Annotated in this window: 18 protein-coding genes and 2 pseudogenes; 1 reads left to right on the top strand and 19 read right to left on the bottom strand. The window is 46.1% G+C overall.

Annotated features, from left to right (window positions below; genetic code table 11):
* The 11 genes and pseudogenes from CCC17_RS14555 to metK all read right to left on the bottom strand — a co-directional run.
* Nucleotides 1-703: PcfB family protein (locus CCC17_RS14555; RefSeq protein ID WP_287083307.1), on the bottom strand; the 703-nt coding region annotated here is incomplete at its 3' end.
* Between the two features lie 14 nt (nucleotides 704-717).
* Nucleotides 718-1,986, bottom strand: a complete 1,269-nt coding sequence (locus CCC17_RS14550; protein ID WP_287083306.1) for a relaxase/mobilization nuclease domain-containing protein — start codon at nucleotides 1,984-1,986, stop codon at nucleotides 718-720.
* A complete protein-coding gene (locus CCC17_RS14545) occupies nucleotides 1,987-2,295 on the bottom strand; it encodes a plasmid mobilization protein (protein WP_287083305.1) in 309 nt (102 codons plus the stop codon).
* 8 nt (nucleotides 2,296-2,303) lie between these two features.
* Complete coding sequence (locus CCC17_RS14540; protein ID WP_287083304.1) at nucleotides 2,304-2,681, bottom strand: DUF3789 domain-containing protein; 378 nt, start codon at nucleotides 2,679-2,681, stop codon at nucleotides 2,304-2,306.
* 126 nt (nucleotides 2,682-2,807) lie between these two features.
* Entirely contained in the window at nucleotides 2,808-3,134 is a 327-nt protein-coding gene (locus CCC17_RS14535; RefSeq protein ID WP_287083303.1) for a DUF7768 domain-containing protein, read from the bottom strand.
* Between the two features lie 81 nt (nucleotides 3,135-3,215).
* Nucleotides 3,216-4,022 (bottom strand): DNA-methyltransferase, encoded by an 807-nt coding sequence (locus CCC17_RS14530; RefSeq protein ID WP_009248018.1) that lies wholly within the window; start codon nucleotides 4,020-4,022, stop codon nucleotides 3,216-3,218.
* Between the two features lie 18 nt (nucleotides 4,023-4,040).
* Nucleotides 4,041-4,547, bottom strand: a complete 507-nt coding sequence (locus CCC17_RS14525) for a hypothetical protein (RefSeq protein ID WP_287083302.1) — start codon at nucleotides 4,545-4,547, stop codon at nucleotides 4,041-4,043.
* Between the two features lie 172 nt (nucleotides 4,548-4,719).
* Nucleotides 4,720-5,076, bottom strand: a complete 357-nt coding sequence (locus tag CCC17_RS14520) for a hypothetical protein (RefSeq protein WP_287083301.1) — start codon at nucleotides 5,074-5,076, stop codon at nucleotides 4,720-4,722.
* Nucleotides 5,077-5,175: 99 nt separating this feature from the next.
* On the bottom strand, nucleotides 5,176-5,973 hold the full coding sequence (locus CCC17_RS14515; protein ID WP_044961791.1) for a hypothetical protein: 798 nt from the start codon (nucleotides 5,971-5,973) through the stop codon (nucleotides 5,176-5,178).
* Between the two features lie 5 nt (nucleotides 5,974-5,978).
* Nucleotides 5,979-6,950 (bottom strand): annotated as a pseudogene (locus CCC17_RS15135) (DUF3991 domain-containing protein).
* On the bottom strand, nucleotides 6,950-8,110 hold the full coding sequence (metK, locus tag CCC17_RS14505; RefSeq protein WP_118049221.1) for a methionine adenosyltransferase: 1,161 nt from the start codon (nucleotides 8,108-8,110) through the stop codon (nucleotides 6,950-6,952). Before metK ends, CCC17_RS15135 begins: the two are co-directional and overlap by 1 nt.
* 304 nt (nucleotides 8,111-8,414) lie before the next feature.
* Here metK and CCC17_RS14500 point away from each other — a divergent pair, with 304 nt between their 5' ends.
* On the top strand, nucleotides 8,415-9,590 hold the full coding sequence (locus CCC17_RS14500) for an IS110 family transposase (RefSeq protein ID WP_004846619.1): 1,176 nt from the start codon (nucleotides 8,415-8,417) through the stop codon (nucleotides 9,588-9,590).
* 216 nt (nucleotides 9,591-9,806) lie between these two features.
* Here the strand turns inward: CCC17_RS14500 and CCC17_RS14495 are convergent, their stop codons facing one another.
* The 8 genes and pseudogenes from CCC17_RS14495 to dcm form a co-directional block, all read right to left on the bottom strand.
* Nucleotides 9,807-10,748, bottom strand: coding sequence for an Abi family protein (locus CCC17_RS14495; protein ID WP_072448350.1), 942 nt, complete (start codon nucleotides 10,746-10,748; stop codon nucleotides 9,807-9,809).
* 193 nt (nucleotides 10,749-10,941) lie between these two features.
* Nucleotides 10,942-11,163 (bottom strand): UPF0175 family protein, encoded by a 222-nt coding sequence (locus tag CCC17_RS14490; RefSeq protein WP_207667253.1) that lies wholly within the window; start codon nucleotides 11,161-11,163, stop codon nucleotides 10,942-10,944.
* Nucleotides 11,164-11,182: 19 nt separating this feature from the next.
* Entirely contained in the window at nucleotides 11,183-11,380 is a 198-nt protein-coding gene (locus tag CCC17_RS14485; protein WP_117823329.1) for a hypothetical protein, read from the bottom strand.
* A 560-nt stretch (nucleotides 11,381-11,940) separates the two neighbouring features.
* Nucleotides 11,941-12,723 carry a class B sortase gene (locus CCC17_RS14480; protein WP_287083310.1) on the bottom strand — a complete coding sequence of 261 codons (783 nt, stop codon included), beginning with the start codon at nucleotides 12,721-12,723 and terminating at the stop codon, nucleotides 11,941-11,943.
* A pseudogene (locus CCC17_RS14475) lies at nucleotides 12,701-17,091 on the bottom strand (SpaA isopeptide-forming pilin-related protein). Before CCC17_RS14475 ends, CCC17_RS14480 begins: the two are co-directional and overlap by 23 nt.
* 54 nt (nucleotides 17,092-17,145) lie before the next feature.
* Entirely contained in the window at nucleotides 17,146-17,643 is a 498-nt protein-coding gene (locus tag CCC17_RS14470; protein ID WP_120092982.1) for a gamma-glutamylcyclotransferase family protein, read from the bottom strand.
* 10 nt (nucleotides 17,644-17,653) lie between these two features.
* Nucleotides 17,654-18,613, bottom strand: coding sequence for an amidoligase family protein (locus tag CCC17_RS14465; protein ID WP_114002307.1), 960 nt, complete (start codon nucleotides 18,611-18,613; stop codon nucleotides 17,654-17,656).
* A gap of 6 nt (nucleotides 18,614-18,619) precedes the next feature.
* Nucleotides 18,620-19,909, bottom strand: a complete 1,290-nt coding sequence (gene dcm / locus CCC17_RS14460) for a DNA (cytosine-5-)-methyltransferase (RefSeq protein ID WP_330577350.1) — start codon at nucleotides 19,907-19,909, stop codon at nucleotides 18,620-18,622.
* Nucleotides 19,910-19,966 lie beyond the last annotated feature (57 nt).

Below are 19,966 nucleotides of genomic sequence, written 5' to 3'. Positions count from 1 at the left end.
TTTTTAATTCCTGCCGGACAGATGGTTTCTCCCCTTTCCAGCTAGTTTCCTGCCCGGAAAAAGAACCGCTGCTGTGCGAGGAAGGTCCGGACAGATTCCCTGCCTTCTCCGCCTGGGTAAAATTTTCCCCTGTAGGAGTAACTTCCCCCACATCAAACAGATGCTCTTCTTCGTCTAATTCAAATTCAATGGTTCCTTCCGGCAGTACCACCTTTTCGGTCTTGACCGGAAGCTCCTCCTTTCCTTCGGTTTTCTCGGTAAACTCTGCATCGATCACACGCTCTGCTTCCCGCACTGGCGCTTGCTCCACCACCGCTTCTCCGGCTTCGGATTTGACAAAGTCCAGATTCATCTTATCCAGCACCCGGTTCACCTTCGCTGCATCATCGGCAAACACCATGATCTCTGCAGACTTAGGATTCTTTTTATCCCGGATGACCACATACAACAGTCCCCTGGATTTGGCTTCCCCAGCAAACTCCCGCAGCCTGTCATGAGGAATGGTGAAAAACTTCATTGCCCGCTGTTCCTTTAACATCCGAAGCAGGTTGGTCTTTCCCCTGGTCTTTTTCTGATCCTTCATCACCGCTACGATCAGCACCGCCAGATTCTTTGCAATGCTCCCGCTGATCCGTAACGTGTGTTCCATGCCTTCCATGGAATACCGGACAATCTGATCCGCTGCATCACCGCCATAGTTCATACGCTCTCACCTCCTTACCGATTCCGTTCTGTCTCTCTTCGCTGTTTCCCGGACATTTCCTGTTCCTGTGCCTTTGCCTGCCTTAACCGCTCTTCCATTTCCAGGGACTGTTTTTCAATCTGCCTACTTAAGCGGATCTTCTTTCGAAGTTCTTTTAATTCCCCATTGATTGCCTGAATGCGCATACCGCCCGGTTCTTTCCGGTATAATTCTCTGCGCTCTTTCATCAAAGAAAGTACCTGTTCTTCCAAGGGTTTCCGGTATGCTGCCAGCTCTTCCCTGGTGATAATCTCTTCTTTTTGCAAAAACTCCATCTGGCAAATCCTTTGGTCCAGCCTCCGGATGTCGGAACGTACTGCATAAGGAATCCGCTTGGGCTTCTTTGGAAATACCCCCATCTGATATAAATAGGAATAATACAATTTCTGTAAACCAGTAAGTTTCCTCTTTGGAACCTGCATCTGTGTTGTTCCATACACCTGCCGAATCTTGGGACGCAGGATCTTCTCCCGGATTTCTGCCTCCCCATATCCTTTTCCCAAGGAACACAGACGGATATACCGCTCCATCCCCGGTGTTTTTAAAGAGGGGTACTTCCGGTTCAGCTTCCACGTATAACCCCGCTTCTCCATTTCTTTGACAAACTGACTCCAGGAAAAACTCACACCAATGGTTTCCCGGATATCCATGCGGATGGCAGTCCTCCAAGTAGGCTTCCCTTCTGCTTCTGCTTTCCACTGGGCATAATGCATGGCTTTTCCCTGATTCGTCTGGATCACCGAGAGACCATATTTTCTGCATAATTGATCGGAAATCTGACGTACCTCGGTAAAATAACTTTTGGCATTGCTGTGGTATTTCTTTCCATCCACCATGCTCACTGAATTCCATACCAGATGATTGTGGTAATGACTGGTATTCAGATGGGTCGTGATCACCACCTCATACTGCCCTTTCAATAACTGCTCTGCCAGTTCCTGCCCAATGAGATGTGCCAGTTCCGGGGATACCTCCCCTTCTGCAAAACTCTGTACCAGATGGTATCCCTGTACCCCGTCTTTCTTATGGAATCGTTCTTTGGTCTTTACCATGTCTGCATAAGCATTCTCACAGGTACACCCCATGGCATCTTCAAAAATGGTCTGTTCCGTCTTTTCCCGGTTCAACGCATAATCAATGGCTTCTTCCAGGGAGCCGGCACTCTTGGTGGTCTTTGCCCGATCTTTCACATAATCAATGGAACGGTCCAGGCGGTGGACGGGGAGGACGCTGGTATATGCCATCTACCATTCCTCTTTCACCAGACGCCAGGTCTCTTTGGAAATCCGGAGCATTTCCTGTACGCTGGCTTCCCCTGCCATTCCTGTGCCATTGGCGACATGGGCAAGCTGGTTGGCATTATTGCAAAGCCCCGCAATCTTTCGAAGAAGCTCTGCATGATGCTCACAGGGCTTTGTCTGCAGCTGTGCGCCTAAAATCAGGGCACGTAAGAATTCCTCCCTGTTTAACCCACTCTTTGCTACCTGCCCGTCCAGATGCCGAAGTTCTTTCGCATTCAGACGGACAGGAACTACATGGTTTCGTTTTCTCATTCAACCACCTACCTTTTCTTCTTTTCTGCTGTCTCTAAGGGATACACCTGAATCCCTCTGCGTTCCATCTGCCAAAGGAATTCCCCGATTTCCCAGACCTGCCCATTCACATCTACCTGCTTTTCATCCACAAAGCGGCAGATCCCAATCTCTTTCGTTCCGTCCTCTGCCATCATGCAAAGACTTTCCCCATCCAAAAGGGAGAACCGCTCCAACCCTTCCATATCTCGGAAATGGATTGTTTTCCGTTCTCCCTGTTTCTGTCTGCGTATCCGCATCTGCTCCATCTGCTGATCTTCTCTCTTTCCGGCAACCACACAGCACATCACTCCAATGCCAAAGGCTACACCTGCCATTGCTCCAAGAGCCATTCCTGCAAAAAACATGTTTCTTTTCTCCTTTCTCGACTGCCGGGGGATTGGGGTTCTCCCCAAAGTGCGTTTGGATATCCAAACGCTATGCTTGCAAAACCAGTTCCACCGATTTCCATCGACTCCCCCATGCAGAATCGATTATGATTCCTTTTCTTTAATCTTGATCAATCCATCTAATGTGGTGCAAATGATATGTAATCGGTCTGCTGTACTGATATCTGTATTCATTGTTCCAGTAACCTCTTTTCCACAGACCACCACCATCCGGCACCGCTTTAAGATTAAGTGGGACATCCGGTTGTATGCCTGCAAATCTTCGGCTTCCCCTTCATCCAAAAAAGGAAGAAATCCAAACCTCGGACAAATGGGCACATATCCCAACTCATAAATCTTCCGGCAATATCGCTGCACCTTCACTCTGCTCTCTTCTGCAGAACAACACACATAGGCCATCGCCTGTTCCATCGCCTCACTCCTTTCCTGCATCCACGTGGATGCACTTTTCTTCTTCAGAAATAAATTTGGACATCCATGTGGATGCCCTTGCTATTTCTCGCTCTCTTCTTTTTCCTTTGCTTCCAATGCAAACTTTACACGGTCACTGCCCAGCTTATAATAAGCATCGGTCACTTCAATGCCTACTGTCTCATAACCTTCTTCCACCGCCGCAAGGATGGTTGTTCCTGCTCCGGCAAAGGGATCTAAGATTCTACCACCCGGCTCACAAATCTGAATGACATCTTTCATCAGCTGCAACGGTTTCTCTGTCACATGAATACGGTTCTGGGGATTTCCATAACGGAACACACCGGGAAGACAGGAAACCGGGCGGTTGATTGGCATCGGGCCATTACTGCCCCACACAATATACTCAGCCTGCTGGCGAAAACGTCCTTTCTGCGGACGAGAGTTTCCCTTATCCCAAACCGCAGTTCCTCTCCAGATCCAGCCTGCCCACTGGAGTGCATCGGTAATAGAGGGATATTGTCTCCAGTCAATAAACAGGCAGATTGGCGCACCAACTTTACAGGCTTTCCGCGCATCGTAGAGCCACTCTGCCATCCAATGGGTCCAGGAACGCTGATCCTTGTTATCCCCATCAAAATCCGGCAGTGCATTCTCTGCCTTCATACTGCTGTATTTCTGATTAGTCGTGCGGTTTCGCTCATTCTGTTTTGTTCCCCCAGACGCATAAGGCGGATCGGTAATCACTGCATCAAAGATCCCCGGCTGAAATGCTTTCACCAGTTTCAGCGTATCTCCATGTAAAATTGTCCAGTTTTTCCCTCCGGTATATTCCTCCGGGTATGTTCCTTCTTTCAATAAGTTCCCTAACTGCAGGGTATTTTCCATAGGCATCATCCTTTCTTATCAGCGCTCCGGCTGTTTTTTACTTTTTGTTTTTTTCTTGCTTTCATTCACTTTATGAATTGAATCACCTCCCCTGAAAACTAACAGCTCCTGTGTCTGATTCTCCACATTCCGGCTTGGCAGAACATTTCCTCTCACCAATACTTTCCCGCATACATTTCCAAAAACCAAGCTATTTCCGAGAATCAAAGGTGCATCTCCTGTTTCCTTTGCCGCAGTAATCTTGGCAAATCCTCGAATGTGTGCCATATTCCAAACCTCTCCAGCTAGAATACGGCAGGATTCCTCTGCAATACTCGTTTGATACATCACTGCAGTTCCCGTAAGAAGGGCATCACCCTTGGCAATCGCTTCTTGGAACAGTCCTGCACTCCTTTCCACTACCGCACGTTCACAGCAGATAGCCTGGTCATAAATCCAGCATGATCCTTCCTGGGAAAGATTTTGCTCATATTCTACAAAGCCACCCAAGGTTCCTTTGGGAACCGCTTCATTTACGTCTACCAATGCTCGGATTCCATGCAGCCATGGAAATTGTGGATGGGCTATGGAAGTGATTTCATATTTCTTCTGCGTTTCGCATTGGACTTCTTTTTGAGAGAACTTTTCTTTTGTATCTACTGAAAAATCAAAAACGACTTCTCCTTCCTCTACGGAATAGGTACGAATACGTGAGGTATCAAAAATTCCCCCTTCGTACTGCCTGCTGAGAAAGTTCTGGATCGCTTCCAGTTTCCTGCTGTGTAAGAGGCTCTATTAATGCAAGGCTGGCACAAACATACAAACCATCTTGTTCTTTTTTCACCTGGATATCGAGGTTCTGCACTTTCTCCTTTACAGAATCATCCGCATCATAGTAATCCATCAGATTGAATGGTGCCGACTTTTTTCTGTAATACAATTTTTCCTGCTCCAGTGCCTCTTGGATGGCAGTTTCATAAAGAACAAGATCCTGTCCCTTCAAATCTACAGATTCCCCTTCTTTTGTGGCAAGCCATCCCCACACAGGACTCCATAATTGCAATCTTTTTTCCATAAGACCTCCCTTGTCAGTGTTCTGGCTGTTTATTCTCTTTTCAATCTGTTTCTGCTATTTTTTCTTCCCACATCTCCTTTGATGTGACAAAAGATAACTTCATCGGCATTCTTCCTTCCCACGTTTCTTTGGGGGCTTGGTATCATTCTGAGAAGATGCACTCAGTTCTGTTTCCACATATTCACTGATGATATGAAGTGCCTGATAATAGTTCTCTGATTTCTGGACACGTGCAATCATTTCTTTTGCCTCTTGTCCCTGCCCATTTTCCTGAAGCAGTTTACTTGCCCTGGCCATAACCGCAAACACATTTCCATCCATTCCCAAAAGCTGCATTTTCAGGCGTTTCGGAACATTTACCGGATTTTCTTGTTTCTCCGACTTTTCTTTTGAGACTTCTGATTTTGCCTGTTGAAATTCAAAATCTATGGGGCGCCAAAAGTGTATACACAGTTCACCACCCTCTACCGGAATCTCCTGCTGTTCAAAGCCTTCTCCCCATCCATCACTATATTGTCCGGTGAGATATTCACACAGTTCCGATAATTCTTCCGCCTCCAGATACTCTTTCAATTCTAAAGTTGTACAGCCATATAACACACCATCCGATTCTTTCACCGATGGAACTGCGGACACTACTTTTTCTTTAATGGCAGCACTTCCGTCAAAATAATCCATCAGATTATCGGTCCTATCATCGTCATGTCCGACACGGTTGTATTCTGCAATCTTTTCCTGAATCACAGAAGCATACTCCGTTAAATCATCTCCTTCAAAAAATACCTGCTCTTCTTCAAAGTCATTGTAATCCTCTTCTTCCCAATCTTGTTCCATCTCATTGGGAAGAAAGGTTCCTGTCAGCGGTGTCAATAATTCTATTTTGATCGTATCTTCCATTTACCTCACCTGCCTCTTTCCTTTTGCTGTTTCTTCTGTTTTTCCACCGCCTGTTTTGCCAGGTCTCCATAGTCTGCACCTTCCATCTGTGGTAAGTTACAAACTACGGTATATTTTTCCTCATACTGCTCTTTTAACTGCGCACATGCCCATCGCCCGGCAAAATCGTTATCGGTGCAGAGCTCAATTTCTGTTACCTCCGGATGCTCTTTCAGAAAATATTCCAATGCATCCGGGCGCTTCATCTTTTTTGTTGCTCGTTCCGCGCCTTCTTTCGGCGCTGCGATTCCACCCAGAGACAGGCGATACTTATCGGTTCGTCCATCTTCCAGCGTCATATGGGCAAGGGCATCAATACAGGCTTCATACACCGCTACCCGATGGCTTTTCCCCAAAGGCGGAACACAAAAGCTATACTGTTTGTTGCTTCCTTCCTGTTCCATTCGAAAGCTCTTTCCCCGGCTGTCATAAATCCCACGCAGAAACGCATACTTTGCTTCTCCCTGTTCATCCATGCCAACAAAAACAGCGTTATGGTAGGGGGCGCTCTCATACAGGATTCCCAGCTGCACACAATAATCCAGTACCTCATCCCGGATTCCCCTTTGGTTCAAATATCTCCGTACCCGGTAAAAACTGTCGTTGGGGAAAGGCAGGGAAAAGGGCTTCTTCCTGGGGCTGGTTCTGCTCTGGAAACATACACAGGCGTCTGCTCACACAAGATTTTTACTGCTTCCGTATATCCCATGCCATCTACCTGCATCAAAAAACCGGAGAGCCGACATTCCACCAATACCCCTGGACTTCCAATGCCATTTGCTGGTAATCTCATTGATTTTGAAACTGTCATGGTCCTGAAGCTGCCATTCATTTCTTGTCCGTGTTTTTTTCAATCTCCCCGGCTGGTATGTCTGCAGATACTCGTAGGCTCTCACCTGCTTGGCTGCCTGATATTCTTCTTCAGTAACCCAAGCCATCAGATCACTGCATTGCGAAGAGCCTCGACCTTATCGGTGCGCTCCCACGGAAACTCTTTTCTTCCGAAATGCCCGAAGGCTGCAGTCTGTCGGAAAATAGGACGGGTAAGGCGCAGGGTATCCACGATCTGCTTCGGAGTCAGCCCAAACACCAGCGGGATTGCCAGCTCCAGACAGTCATCCGCACACACGTTTCCCGTACCAAACGTGTCCACCTGCACCATAACTGGCTGTGCCACTCCGATTGCATAAGCCAAAGACACTTGACACTTGCTGGCAAGCCCCGCAGCTACGATATTCTTGGCGATATATCTAGCCATATAGGCTGCTGAACGATCCACTTTTGAACAATCCTTTCCGGAAAATGCACCACCGCCATGGGGAACCATGCTTCCATAACTGTCTACCATCAGCTTCCTTCCAGTCAGCCCCGTATCTGCATCCAGTCCTCCACAGACAAAACGCCCCGATGGATTGATATAAATCTTGGTTTCCTCATCCGGTGGCAGGGGACGAAGCGCCGGCAATAACACCTTGTTTCGGATCTCCGCTTCCAGCTTTTTCAAATCTTTTTCTTCCGTATGCTGGCAGGACACTACCACACTATCCAGTCGGACAGGCTTCCCATTTTCATATTCTACGGTCACCTGGGCTTTCCCATCCGGTAAGATCCCCTGAATATAAGAGCTTTGTCTGCAGGCAGATAATTCCCGGACAATCCGATTGGCCAGCACCACAGGCATAGGCATGAGCTGCTTCGTTTCATCACAGGCATATCCGATCATCACACCCTGATCCCCTGCCCCTTGGAACCAGTCTATCTGATTGTCAGACACTCCTTCCCTTCGTTCTTTTGAAGTATCGACTGCCCCTGCAATATCGGGACTCTGTCGATGGACAAAAGTGTCCATTGCAATCCCTTCACTGGAATAACCCACGTCAGACAGTACTTTTCGCACAACTGCAAACACATCCGGTTCATAGGTGCTGGTGATTTCCCCTGCCACAATGATCGTTCCTTTCGTAGCAAGCACCTCACATGCTACTCTGGACTGTTCATCCTGTTTCAGACACACATCCAAGATTGCATCTGCAATCTGGTCACACAATTTGTCCGGGTGTCCTTCTGTTACTGCTTCTGCTGTATAAAATTTTCTCATATGAATTTCCTCTCTCGTATTATAAAGTAGTAGTATTTATAGACCCTCTCCAAGGTCTGTATGCTATTTCCATCATAACCATTCTTTACCTTTTCTACAGGTATGGTTATGATATATAAGATGCTGTGGACTGGTGTTTCCTCTCTACCACTTTGATGGTTTCAGAAAGTGTCCAGCCACAGTCTCTTTGCTTGATTGTTAATCAGTTAGATACCGCATGACGGTTTATTTAGAACGAGTTCACAACTGCGAAGAGCAACTGTGGTTCTAAAACAGTGTCAAATATATTCAAAGGAGATTTGCCATGATTTATATTGGTATTGATGTTGCAAAAGACAAACACGATTGTTTTATCACAAACTCAGAAGGAGAAGTGCTTTTTAACGCATTTACTATTCCAAACAATGCGGATGGTTTCCATGACCTCTTTCAAAAGATTTCTTCCTTAACAAATGATTTTTCTAACGTAAAAGTAGGACTGGAAGCTACCGGACACTACAATTACAATCTGTTAGGTTTTCTCATTGATAAAGGTCTCCCCACCTTTGTCATCAACCCTTTGCATACCAATCTGTTTCGTAAAAGTCTTAGCCTTAGACAGACAAAAACCGATAAAGTGGATGCCCATACGATTGCTCTTATGATGATGTCTGGAGTAAACTTACAGTCCTACTCAGACACATCTTATCACAACGAAGAGCTTAAGTCATTAACCAGATACAGGTTTGATAAAGTACAAGAACGAGCAAAACTGAAAACTTCTATCTCACGCCTTGTTAACATCCTTTTCCCTGAACTGGAAAAACTTGTTCCTAGTCTTCACATGGTTTCTATATACGCACTCTTAGCCGAGTTTCCTTCTTCTGCTCAGATTGCTTCATGCCATCTGACTCGCCTCACAAATCTGCTGGCGAATGCTTCTAAGGGACACTACAATAAGGAAAAAGCGATAGAAATCCGAAATGCCGCCAAACATTCCATCGGTTCAAATATGCCTGCAAAATCTCTTGAACTAAAGCACACAATTCGGCTTATTCAGGAATTAACTTCTGAGATTGATGAAATAGAATGCTTCATTAAATCCATTATGGACGAAATCCGCTCTCCAATTCTTTCCATCCCTGGTATCAATTACCGAATGGGTGCGATGATCATTGCTGAGATTGGCGACTTCAACCGTTTTAGTTCCCCTGACAAGATACTTGCCTATGCAGGACTTTCTCCCTCTACTTACCAATCAGGTCAGCTTGACGGCTGTTATTCTCACATGGAAAAGCGTGGTTCCCGTTACCTCCGCTATGCGCTGTTTAATGCGACAAAATTTGTCTGCATTTGGGATAATCAGTTCTCTGCTTATCTTGCAAAGAAGCGTTCCGAAGGCAAACACTATAATGTTGCCATATCCCATGCTGCCAAGAAACTGGTCAGGGTTATTTACCAACTAGAAAAGTCAGGGCAGCTTTATCATAGAGCAGCATAAAATTTAACTTCATATCTCCTTTTAGAGCACCTGCAAAGATGCTCTTATTGTCATGCAGTTTTCAAGGTTCAAATATATCTGAAAAGCATTTCTGCAATTTACTCAAAAAATCTTCATTTTAACCTTGACTTTTAATAGTTAGACTTTCATGCAAAAAAGGCAGGATACCTTCCTTTTTACGGGAACATATCCTGCCTGACGTTCATATCTTCTTTATTATTTTAACTCTGTTTTCGTAAATTTTTTTATTCTTCCGATTTTCTCCCATTTCGTTGGAAATCCCATTTTCCCCAAGACTTCTTTATGTACTGGATGTTTTCGGAAGCACACTTTTAATTCATGGAAAAGCGTTTTAAACTCGTCTTCCGGCAATAAAAGTTTCAAGATAATCAACTGTGCGAACAAGTCATTTTTTCCATACACATATCGTCCATACTCTCTTGGTAGGGAAAGTCTTTCATGAATTTTCATATCACATAAAGCATCCTTGGTACGAAAGTCAAACAGACGATCATTATGAGCACACACATTTCTGAACTTTGTCATAACTGCTAACATTTTGATCATCTCATTGATCTTAATCGGTCCAAAATCCTGACAAACCTGTATCTGTACCCGGCCTTTCTGGCAGCTATATATTTTCGATAACTGTCCAATTGTTAACACATTAAACAGCACCCACAACGGTACATACTTATATTTTTTCATATAATGACGGATGTACACATAGTCACTATCGTTTCTAAGCTGGCCCTTCATGATTTTCAACATATTTTGAATCACTATCTTTTTCTTTCCTGAATAATCATAATGGTTAATGTCCAGATAATCATCCTGCATATCACCATATGTAAGACAAAAATGATACGATAAGGAAGACTTGATATTCCTCTCCACCATTAAAATATACTTTATGAAAATACTTCGCAAATCATTGTCAAATTGATACAGTTCATAAATATCTTCAAAAGTAATACCATCTTGAAATTGGTTCGTTACTGGATTCTTATATGCCTCTTTATATCCATTGATCAACGGGAAATATCCTGTTTTAAACAATATCTTTTTAGCATATTCTTCATCCTGTATTTCCAGATTCTTTTCCTCTTTTAAAAAGGCAATCTGCTCATCATATGTTAAAAATCCTTTTTTCTTCATTTTCCCGCCGCCTTTGTATTTCCCTGAAAATAACGAAAGGCCCCCGCAGGAGCCTTCCGGACTACGGGCTTCTCAAGTTTCCGTAGTGCGATCACTAGGTACAGTATATCCTCAACAAACTCCTTTGTCAAGGACAAATTATACCTGTTTTATTCTATGTGCATCCCTCATTTTTTATGTATCTGTCAGCATTTTAGATTTTTTCTATTTCCCATACGGAAACACCATTTTCTTCTAAATAATCTATGAATTCTTTCTCTGTTATGCCAGCAACCTGGGAACACAATTCCACAGATACCCCATATTGCTTATAAAATCCTAATGCAATTACACTTTTTGCAAAGTCTGTTGCTTGTTCTATCGTTTGCTTTGTATCGTACAATACTTCTTTGGGTATCTCAATAACAACCTGCATCTTCTTCCCCCTTTCACATTTATTTTGTTTCATGCTGCTGTCGAAATTCTGCAAAGACTTCCGATGCCTCCCGTACTCTTCCGTTTTCCATATCCTTGTATCCTGCGTCCAGTTTCTGATGAATCTCTTCCACAGTCATAAGATCGGCATTGATAACACCGTTCATTTTCTGCATTCCGTCTGAACCCATGCACTTTGTTTGTTCTTTCTGATCCATGGAACACCTCCCTGTCTTTATGGAATGATTGTAACGCTTTTTCAGGCAGTTGAACAGAGATTTTCTTTTAAATGCTTCTCGAAAACACTCTTCCAATAGATGGCAGATACATCCAGATAGTTGCAAAAGTCCCAGTCTTTGAACACTTTCTGACACTACATCACGCCACATTTCGTTGCACATCCTACATCCTCGAACACTTTTGTGTATGATGGTACTGTCTTTTTCATGCAGCCTCGTCTCACATTCTGCACTTTTCGTGTGCTTTCAAACACTTCCCGGCAGCTTCAGTTCCAGAAAGCCACCAAAGGGCTGGAAAAGCACCCACTTTTGAACACCCTTCCAACACTACAAGACTACACAAGCCGCCACAACTTGTTGCACGTTCCTTAACTTTGAACACTTTTTGTTCCGTAGCATCACTTTCCGACTTCCATCCCGTCTCACATTCTGCACTTTTGGGGTGGTTTTGAACACTTCCCGCAGGAGATTGCTCCAGATCACCGCAGGATATATCCAGAGAGCAGAAGAAAGTACCTATCTTTGAACACTTTCCCCGTTTAAGTCCCTACTTTTACTGCTACAAGGATGTTCCGGGCTTCCTTCCACTCATAAGAGCAGGTCACCAGCGTCAGAGTTTCCTCACAACCTATGCCATCTACCCCTGTTTCAAACAATGCTACCTCTTTTGCCTGCTGTACATAAGCCTCCAATTCCTGTGGACTCTGAAAAGATGTCCTCTGAAAGTCGAACATGGACACATCGGCTTTCAAAACTGCCGCTATCCGGTACTCCTCCATTCCTTCCGGTGTCTGAAAGAACACCCTGGGATGTGATTTCCAATACTCATAGGAGGAGTACTGATCCAGATTCCCGAACATTGCCCCGCTGTTCATGTTGTGACCGTAGATGGTCAGATTCCCCGATTCTCCCAGAATACAGTCTGCCTGGAGGAACAAACTTCCATTGATGTCGTAGTTTCCCTGGTAATCCCTCCGCAGATAATACTCCGGTTCTTCCGGGCTGCTCTGCAATACCGGATAATCGATGCCACTCTCCGGGATTGTAAGCCAACCCCGAACATCCGGATACTGACTCTGTAGGAAGCGGAGGTCAACGGCAGACACTTCCGGTTCTCTTCCAGCCTGTTCCTCTTTTTGTGTTGGGGAGCCCCCGCCCGGAGGAAATACCTCCGGGAAGTGGGATTTTAAGTCCTCCACCAGTTCCCGGTTCTGCCGGGGGATGATAACAAAATCATAATAAAGCAACGCTGCACTCATCATGCAAATGGCACACAACATCACCTGCAACATCCACAGCCTACTCTTCTTTTTTCGTTTCATCTGCTTTTTCTGTCTTTCCATGTTTCTTCTTATAAATCATGGTTGCCATGAGTCCGGCTGCTGATGCTCCCAGAAGAACAAACAGCAGGATTGGTTTCCAGTGGTCATCCCCTGTCTGCGGTACACCCGGTGTTTCCGGTGTTCTTGCATCTTTCATTTCCACCTTCTGGATTTCCATGGTATCTTCCAATGTGAATTTCACATCTTCTGCAATCTCATAACCTTCCGGCGCTGTGATCTCGCGCAAAGTCAGTTCTTCCCCTACCGGAAGTTTCTCTACCAGATGAGGCTTTCCATCCGTTACCCACTCTTCCAGAATCTCACCCTCTTTATTTAAGATCTGCAGCTTGGCACCTTCCAGTTCCTCGCCTGTGGTAATATCCGTCTTGGAAATTTCCACTTTGGAATAATCATCCTTCATCTCCACCTTGGTCACACTGCCATCTTCTTTTACTTCAAACTCGATATCTTCTGCAGATACATAGCCCTCTGCATAAGGCGGCAGTTCTTCGTGAAGGATATACGTTCCTTCTGGCAGTCCATAAACTACGTGTGGTTCTTTTGCACTGATCCACTCTTCTACGATGTTGCCCTCTTTATCGATGATCTGAAGCTTCGCGCCTTCCAGTTCTTCCCCGGTTGTTGCATCGGTTTTCGTAAATTGGCTCTCAGTCGGCTGGTTTTCCACTTCTTTTGTCAGCTTGATTTCTGCAAGGTTCTGGTCTGTGTAAGAGGCATCCATCTCCCAGATTTCTTCATTTGGAAGATATCCCGGTTTTCTCACTTCCTCTTTTACATAATATTTCCCATGATAGAGGTCGCTGTCAAAGGTAAGCTGTCCCTTCTCATCCGTTGCTTTCTTCTCCAGCAGAGTGTCCTTTTCCACAAGAACCTCCCCCTGCTGGGAGAGGATATCTTCTTTGGCATACAATCCAAAGATCACGCCTTCCAGCTTCTCTTCTGTGACTGCATCCTTCTTTTCTACAGAAATGGAAATCTTCTGTCGCTCATTTTTATAAGCAACCCCTTCATAAACAACTGCCTGAGTATCATCCTCTACGGTCAGGGTAAATTCTTTCTGTTCCGGGTTCAATACGAAATGGTCACCTGCCACCGTTTCTTTCAGATAATAAGAACCCAATGGAAGATTATTTACCACTGCCTTTCCTTCTGAATCGGTCACTAAAGTTGCCACCAGATCGTCTTTTTCATAACGGATGACCGGATTGCCTTGCTCATCCTTTGCTCCGTCCGGGGAATAAATGGTGTCCTTGGCATACAGTTCAAAGGCTGCCCCTTCCACACCGGATTCTTCATAGACAAAATCATGGAACACTCCGGTATCGGTATCCTCTCCGGTCACTGCATCTTTGATCTTTCCTGCCAGTCTCTTTGCCTTTGCAAGCAGGGAATCCCCCTTCACTTCCACTGGCTGTTCCCCGGTTTTGGTCAGTGTCAGGCTTCCCACCTGCTCATCGTTTGGCTGCTCGACTTCCACGATGACTGCCCCGGTATCGGGATCGATCTGATGGGCGGTATCGGAAGAACCGTGATCACGATTCCCTCTTTCGGGTTCTCTTTGTAACTGCCTTTTCCGGTCACTTCCAATGGAGAAATTACTTTTTCCCCTTCATACAAGGAACTCTCATATCCCTGTCTTACAAACCCTTCCGGTGCTTTCACTTCTTCGATCCGGTAAGTAGAACATTTCAATTCTTCCGGTGTTACCAGATAGCCTTCCTCATTGGTCTTAAAAACGCTGATGGTCTCTTTCTTCGGATAGAATACCGTCTGCTCTACATATTCCTCTTTTTCCATGTCAAAGATTTTATAGGAAGCTCCTGCTTTTAAAACCGGATTGCCTGTCTGTGCATCCTTTTTCACGATTTTTAACAAAAACTCAAACGGACGGTCATCGAACACACGCCATACCATCGGTTCTCTGCTGTCCTCATCAACCTTCACCAAAAACGGATCGATGGCTTTCAAGTTCTCCGGTACGGTGCTTTCCTCTACCACATAAAGACCATACGGAAGCTCCGGACTGAGAGCATATCCTTTTTTATCTGTAATAAGCTCCTGTACCGGGACAGCCTTGCCATCCACATAGGTCACTGCCACCTCTTCCTTACTGAAATCATAACCTCGGAAATCTTCCGCAGTAAACTGATCCCCATTGGATGGCTGTAATTCCCCACTCTCTACTTTGGAAAGGCTGCTGATCAGATACACCTTAAAACCTGCTCCTTCCACAAGGTCTGTTTCTGTCTGGTCTCCATCTTCGCTGATCTTGATCAGCTGGAACGCCTGCTTTTTCACCTGTTCCTGTACCGTCAGGTCCCTGGTTACCTCTGCCACTTCCTGTCCTTCGTAAGCAAGGTCCACCTCATACTCTGTTGGATCTACCGTATAGCCTTCCGGCGGAGTGATCTCTTTCACATACATTTTCCCCAGATACAATTTGGAAAAATCTAAGGTACCATCCTCCTTGATCACGCCCTGTGCGATGAGGCTGTCTTTTTTGAACAGAACCCCCGTCTTTCCATCCGGGTGGACGATATCCTCTCTGGCATACAGACCATACACAGCCCCGGCAAGGGAACTATCTCCCTGGGGAAGAAAAGCCTGTGTCTCCTTATCGATCTTTTGGATATGGACAGCACCTTTCACCCTCTCATCGGTTGCTGAGATGGTGACCGTCTTTCCGGCTTCCACATCCACCTTATGGATCACATCACTCTGTGCATACTTGTCTGGAGCCTTGATCTCCTTCACATATACTGTTTTGATGGCTGCCTCAAAATAATCACTGACTGCTTTTCCCTCTTCCCCGGTGACTGGCATTTCCATCAAAAGATGCTCACACTTGCTGTCTGTATAAATGCCATACACTGCACCGTCTAAAGGATTCTTGGTATCCGCATCCTGTTTGAAAAGCTCGATCCTTGTCATCTCCAGCCAGTCTACCGTAAAACTTACCGGATTGGCTTTCTCCGATTCAAAGACTCCAATGTCCTGATTGCTGTTTCCTGTGGATAATACCAGCGTTCTCCAGGTTTCCCCTACAGAACCATGCAGTTCCCCGGAGGAATATTTTCCGGTATGAAGCATTGGGGCAGTCAAATAAAAGGTATCCCCGCCATAGATCTTCAGCGCACCATTCTCTGCGGAAGTTCCCTTTGTCTTGTTATAAATGGTGATGTCTTTTGGTACCTGGACGGAAATGTAGTTTCGGTGATCCCCGGACAATGTGATATCCGGTGTTTTCTGTACATTTCCATTTCGGACTGCTTTTACAGAAGTCTTGGAAAGGGAGATTTCCCCCTTCGGCGGCTCTTCCATAGCAAACAGGTGGTCAATATAGGCGATCACGCCTGCGTTTACCAGATCTTCATACTTACATCCTGTAAATCCTGCCTCACCTGCATAGGCATAGCTGGCTGCGATGTGGGTATATACATATTTCTCTTCTGCACTTTTCCCGGACAGATAACTCCCTGTAATATCCCCGGCACCGCCATAACCATAATACAGCACCTTCTGCAAGTTCTTATTGCTGTCCAGTACCTGTGCCACATAGTCACCACTCGGCGGTGAGGAACGATGGGATTCCAGACAGTAAGCGATCTTTCCATTGACCGTAAACCAGCAGGTTAAGTAATTTCCAATATAACTTGGATAGTAAATGGTCTCTCCTTTTTCCAGATGTACGGTTTCCTTTGCTCGGAAAGTGTTTTCCGCACCGGAAAGCATCATCACTTCCCCATCCTCAATCTTTTCTTCCAGTTCCCTTGCTGCCTGTGCATCTGCATCTTCCCCGGATACCGTCACTTCCACATCCGGGATCTCCTGCACAGGCGTCTCCGAATCTTCTTCAGAATTCGTATCCTCCTTCTGTTTCTGACCGCCATTTTCTTCTGTATGAGCCTGCCCTTCCGTATCCGTCAGGATGATCTTTCTGCTCACAGAATAGCTGTCACGCGCATCCTTTGGCACAACCCAGTAGGTTGCAATATAGGTTCCTGCCTGGTCAGGGTGGTAGCTCCCTCCATCTTCCGCTTCGATACGTTCCAAAGTAACATCCTCTTGTTCTGAATTGTAATGGATACCTTCCATACAAGTCTCTGCCATAAAATCCTTGTCGGAAATATCTTTCGTGATATCTTCTGCTGTTACCAAATGTTTCGCAGCTTCTGAAACTTCCTCTGTCTGTTCCGTTTCAGATATTTCTGTGCTCTCCGTCACTGGCTCTGACGGATTTTTTGTTTCTGCCGCATGGACATCCGCTAAGTTCCCAAGCGGACTAAGCCCCATAAGCAGTGCGAGCCCAAAGGCTGCAAGTCTTGTTTTGATATTCCTGCTCTTCATTGCATTCTCCTTTTTTCGTTAAAAATACCGCAGAGGCTTTCCCCTGCGGCTTTGTTATCTGCTGACTTCTGTTTTCTTATGACTGGCTTTTTGCTTTCCCACTTCCTGTCTTGTACGCTTTAGCGCATCGGTCACAGATCGGCTGGAAATCCCATTCTGATGGCAGCCTTCCACGATTCCCATAAAATAAAGATCCGATGGGATGGCAGGCTGATCCTTATAGGGTGCATTCATGGTATATGCCATGACTTCCCGTTTCACACCATCCTTTCCCTGAACAAAAACAGGCTCCTTCCCATACAGGTGGGGATACCCTTCATAAAAGTCCAGGCTTTTTTCACACTCCGGTGTGATCTTCCAAAGCACCCCTTCCACCTGGCTGCCCTCTTCCGGCAAAATAGTGGCAACACCGCTTCCTTTCCCCCTGCCACAAAAGGTCAGGCGGTATCCATCCAGCCGGACATTCTCCACTACGGAAGCTGCCGGACAGCGGTACGCCATCTGGTCTAAGTTCATGTTGCTGCCATAGGCAAAATAATAGGATTCTTTCATCTCTTACCTCCTAACGGGCATCCTCCGCCCGATGATTTCGATTCAAACATTCATAGGTACTGCGGTCATATCTCCATGCCCTGTCACCCTCCAGATTGGCAAGCAGATGTTCCCGGACATTCTTATATTCCGGTCCAATGAGCCCCAGCCGCAATAAAAAGGTACGGAAGGTAAATGCCGGATTCTCTGTGATCTCCGTTTTCCGCATCTGGGTGCATTTCTGATTGATGGCCTGGGCAGAGATGGCAAGAGCCAGCGTGATATTTGCCCGCACTTTTCCTGCATGGAGGGTACTCTCAAAACATCTCCACTCCAAAGTTCCTTTGGAAAACACTGCATGAAGGTTCAACGCATAGTACCGGGTATCGTCATAATGATCATGGCTTCCATCCCTGCCCCCATACCATACCCGTTTCAACTTTTCCATGGAAATGGTGCTGTTTGGCATCCGGCGGATCTTCTCCAGCACAATGGGGCGTACCTTCTGGCAATACTCCTGTTCCCTTGATGTCTGCACCTTCAATGCCTTAAACAGGATGTCCTCTTTGGAATACATAATGGTCATGGCATTTTTAAGGCTTCTTGGGGTGTGATTGGAAGCATCCACATGCACATGCTGCCCGCAGGATGCATTTACCTTCGCCCCATGATGCCTGAGACACCGCACCACTTCCTGCAGTTTTCCCATTTCTCCATAGGAAAGTTTCGGACTGACCATCTCGGTGCTGTATTCTCTTCCGGCAGGAACCATGCGTCCACGCTCCCTGCGTTCCGTATAGATGCTCCCATCATACATGAACTTCCATTTCTTTCCTTCCTGATCTGTCACAGACCAGACCCCATAATATCCACCGTCGCAAACTGCCCTTGTCCCAAACAGCTCTGCTACTTTCTCCGCAGCCCTCTGCCTGGTGATCCCTGTCATCTCAATCTCTGTACCGAAATATTGATCCTGAATTCCAATTGCCATACTGCCTTACCTCTTTGTCTTTTCATCCTCTGCCCGGATCTCTGTATCTGCCTGCCGAAGAAGCGTTCCGATGGCTTCGATCACGTTGACGGTCACTCCATTTCCAGCCTGTTTATAAAGCTGGCTGTCCGAAGTCTCCTGTTCTATGCGGTCAATCTGCCAGTCATAAAAGCCCTGCAGCCGCAGACACTCCCTTGGCACCAGCCTCCGGATTCTGCCCCGATAGGCAACTCCATGCCGGTCTGTGGCAGTAATGGTGAACATCGGCTCTTCCGGCTCCTTCATCCTCCGGCCATTCTGCCGGGTTTCTTCTCTTCCCGGATTCAGCACTGCCCTGGCACCTTCCTCTTTTAAGACACCGGAACATTCCCCTTTGTGATTATGGATGCCCGATTGTCTGGTATTCAGACACCTGCAATGTTCTGTGACAAGAGGCGGAGGAGACAGATCCACAAAATGCAGTGTCCCCTGCTGGATTCCGGTGGTCAGGGTATGGGCAATCTGATGCCCCACACGCCCTCTTCTGGTATTCATGCCTGCATATCCCAGGTCAATGCTGTCTCCCGTATATGCCATCTTATAACCCTGCTTGGTATTCTCTTTGATAGGCACACCAACCTCATATAATCCGGTTTTTCCACCAACGCCTCCCGCTCCGGAAGTCAGGGTACAACTTAATCCTTCGGCTTTGTAGATCCGTTCCCCCTGTCTGCCCGTCTGGACTTGAACAAGAGACGTTCCATTTGCTGCTGGGAAAGGTAATATTTTTCCGGCACATCTTCGATCAAGATATCCGACAAGATACACCCGTTTTCTGGATTGGGGGACTCCAAAATCCTTGCTGTTAAGCACTTTCCATTCCACACCGTACCCCAACTCAGATAATGTACTGAGGATGGTGTGAAACGTCCTGCCTTTGTCATGCGAAAGCAGTCCGGGAACATTTTCAAGGATGAAATACGCAGGTCGCTTGTCTGCAACCAGTCTGGCAATCTCGAAGAACAAAGTTCCTCTGGCATCTGCAAATCCTCCCCGCTTTCCGGCGATAGAGAATGCCTGGCAAGGAAATCCTGCACACAAAAGATCAAAGTCTGGCATTCGGTCTGTTTCGATTGTTCTTGCGTCATTACAAAACCACTCCCCTTCTGTGTCGAACAGCAATCGGTAGTTCTTATCCGCATAAGCATCCACCTCGCAGTGTCCCACACAGGTAAAACCGCCTGCACGTCTTAACCCTTCCCGGAATCCCCCGATCCCGCTGAATAAATCAAAAAATCGAATGGTTGCGGCTATCAACCTCCTTTGCTGAGAAAAAGCAGGCGGCATGGTTTCTTTTCCACACCGCCTGCAAGT

Origin of the sequence: Blautia sp. LMAG:36 (genome assembly GCF_008680535.1) — a bacterium.
GTDB lineage: Bacteria > Bacillota > Clostridia > Lachnospirales > Lachnospiraceae > Blautia_A > Blautia_A fusiformis.
Note: the sequence above shows the minus strand (reverse complement) of the source record. Positions and strands in the feature narration are given on the sequence as shown.

Excerpts from the sequence above, each read along its gene's own strand:
- CCC17_RS14550 (WP_287083306.1), bottom strand. The coding sequence starts at position 1,986 with ATGGCATATACCAGCGTCCTCCCCGTCCACCGCCTGGACCGTTCCATT.
- CCC17_RS14545 (WP_287083305.1), bottom strand. The coding sequence starts at position 2,295 with ATGAGAAAACGAAACCATGTAGTTCCTGTCCGTCTGAATGCGAAAGAA.
- CCC17_RS14540 (WP_287083304.1), bottom strand. The coding sequence starts at position 2,681 with ATGTTTTTTGCAGGAATGGCTCTTGGAGCAATGGCAGGTGTAGCCTTT.
- CCC17_RS14535 (WP_287083303.1), bottom strand. The coding sequence starts at position 3,134 with ATGGAACAGGCGATGGCCTATGTGTGTTGTTCTGCAGAAGAGAGCAGA.
- CCC17_RS14530 (WP_009248018.1), bottom strand. The coding sequence starts at position 4,022 with ATGGAAAATACCCTGCAGTTAGGGAACTTATTGAAAGAAGGAACATAC.
- CCC17_RS14520 (WP_287083301.1), bottom strand. The coding sequence starts at position 5,076 with ATGGAAAAAAGATTGCAATTATGGAGTCCTGTGTGGGGATGGCTTGCC.
- CCC17_RS14515 (WP_044961791.1), bottom strand. The coding sequence starts at position 5,973 with ATGGAAGATACGATCAAAATAGAATTATTGACACCGCTGACAGGAACC.
- metK (WP_118049221.1), bottom strand. The coding sequence starts at position 8,110 with ATGAGAAAATTTTATACAGCAGAAGCAGTAACAGAAGGACACCCGGAC.
- CCC17_RS14500 (WP_004846619.1), top strand. The coding sequence starts at position 8,415 with ATGATTTATATTGGTATTGATGTTGCAAAAGACAAACACGATTGTTTT.
- CCC17_RS14495 (WP_072448350.1), bottom strand. The coding sequence starts at position 10,748 with ATGAAGAAAAAAGGATTTTTAACATATGATGAGCAGATTGCCTTTTTA.
- CCC17_RS14490 (WP_207667253.1), bottom strand. The coding sequence starts at position 11,163 with ATGCAGGTTGTTATTGAGATACCCAAAGAAGTATTGTACGATACAAAG.
- CCC17_RS14485 (WP_117823329.1), bottom strand. The coding sequence starts at position 11,380 with ATGGATCAGAAAGAACAAACAAAGTGCATGGGTTCAGACGGAATGCAG.
- CCC17_RS14480 (WP_287083310.1), bottom strand. The coding sequence starts at position 12,723 with ATGAAACGAAAAAAGAAGAGTAGGCTGTGGATGTTGCAGGTGATGTTG.
- CCC17_RS14470 (WP_120092982.1), bottom strand. The coding sequence starts at position 17,643 with ATGAAAGAATCCTATTATTTTGCCTATGGCAGCAACATGAACTTAGAC.
- CCC17_RS14465 (WP_114002307.1), bottom strand. The coding sequence starts at position 18,613 with ATGGCAATTGGAATTCAGGATCAATATTTCGGTACAGAGATTGAGATG.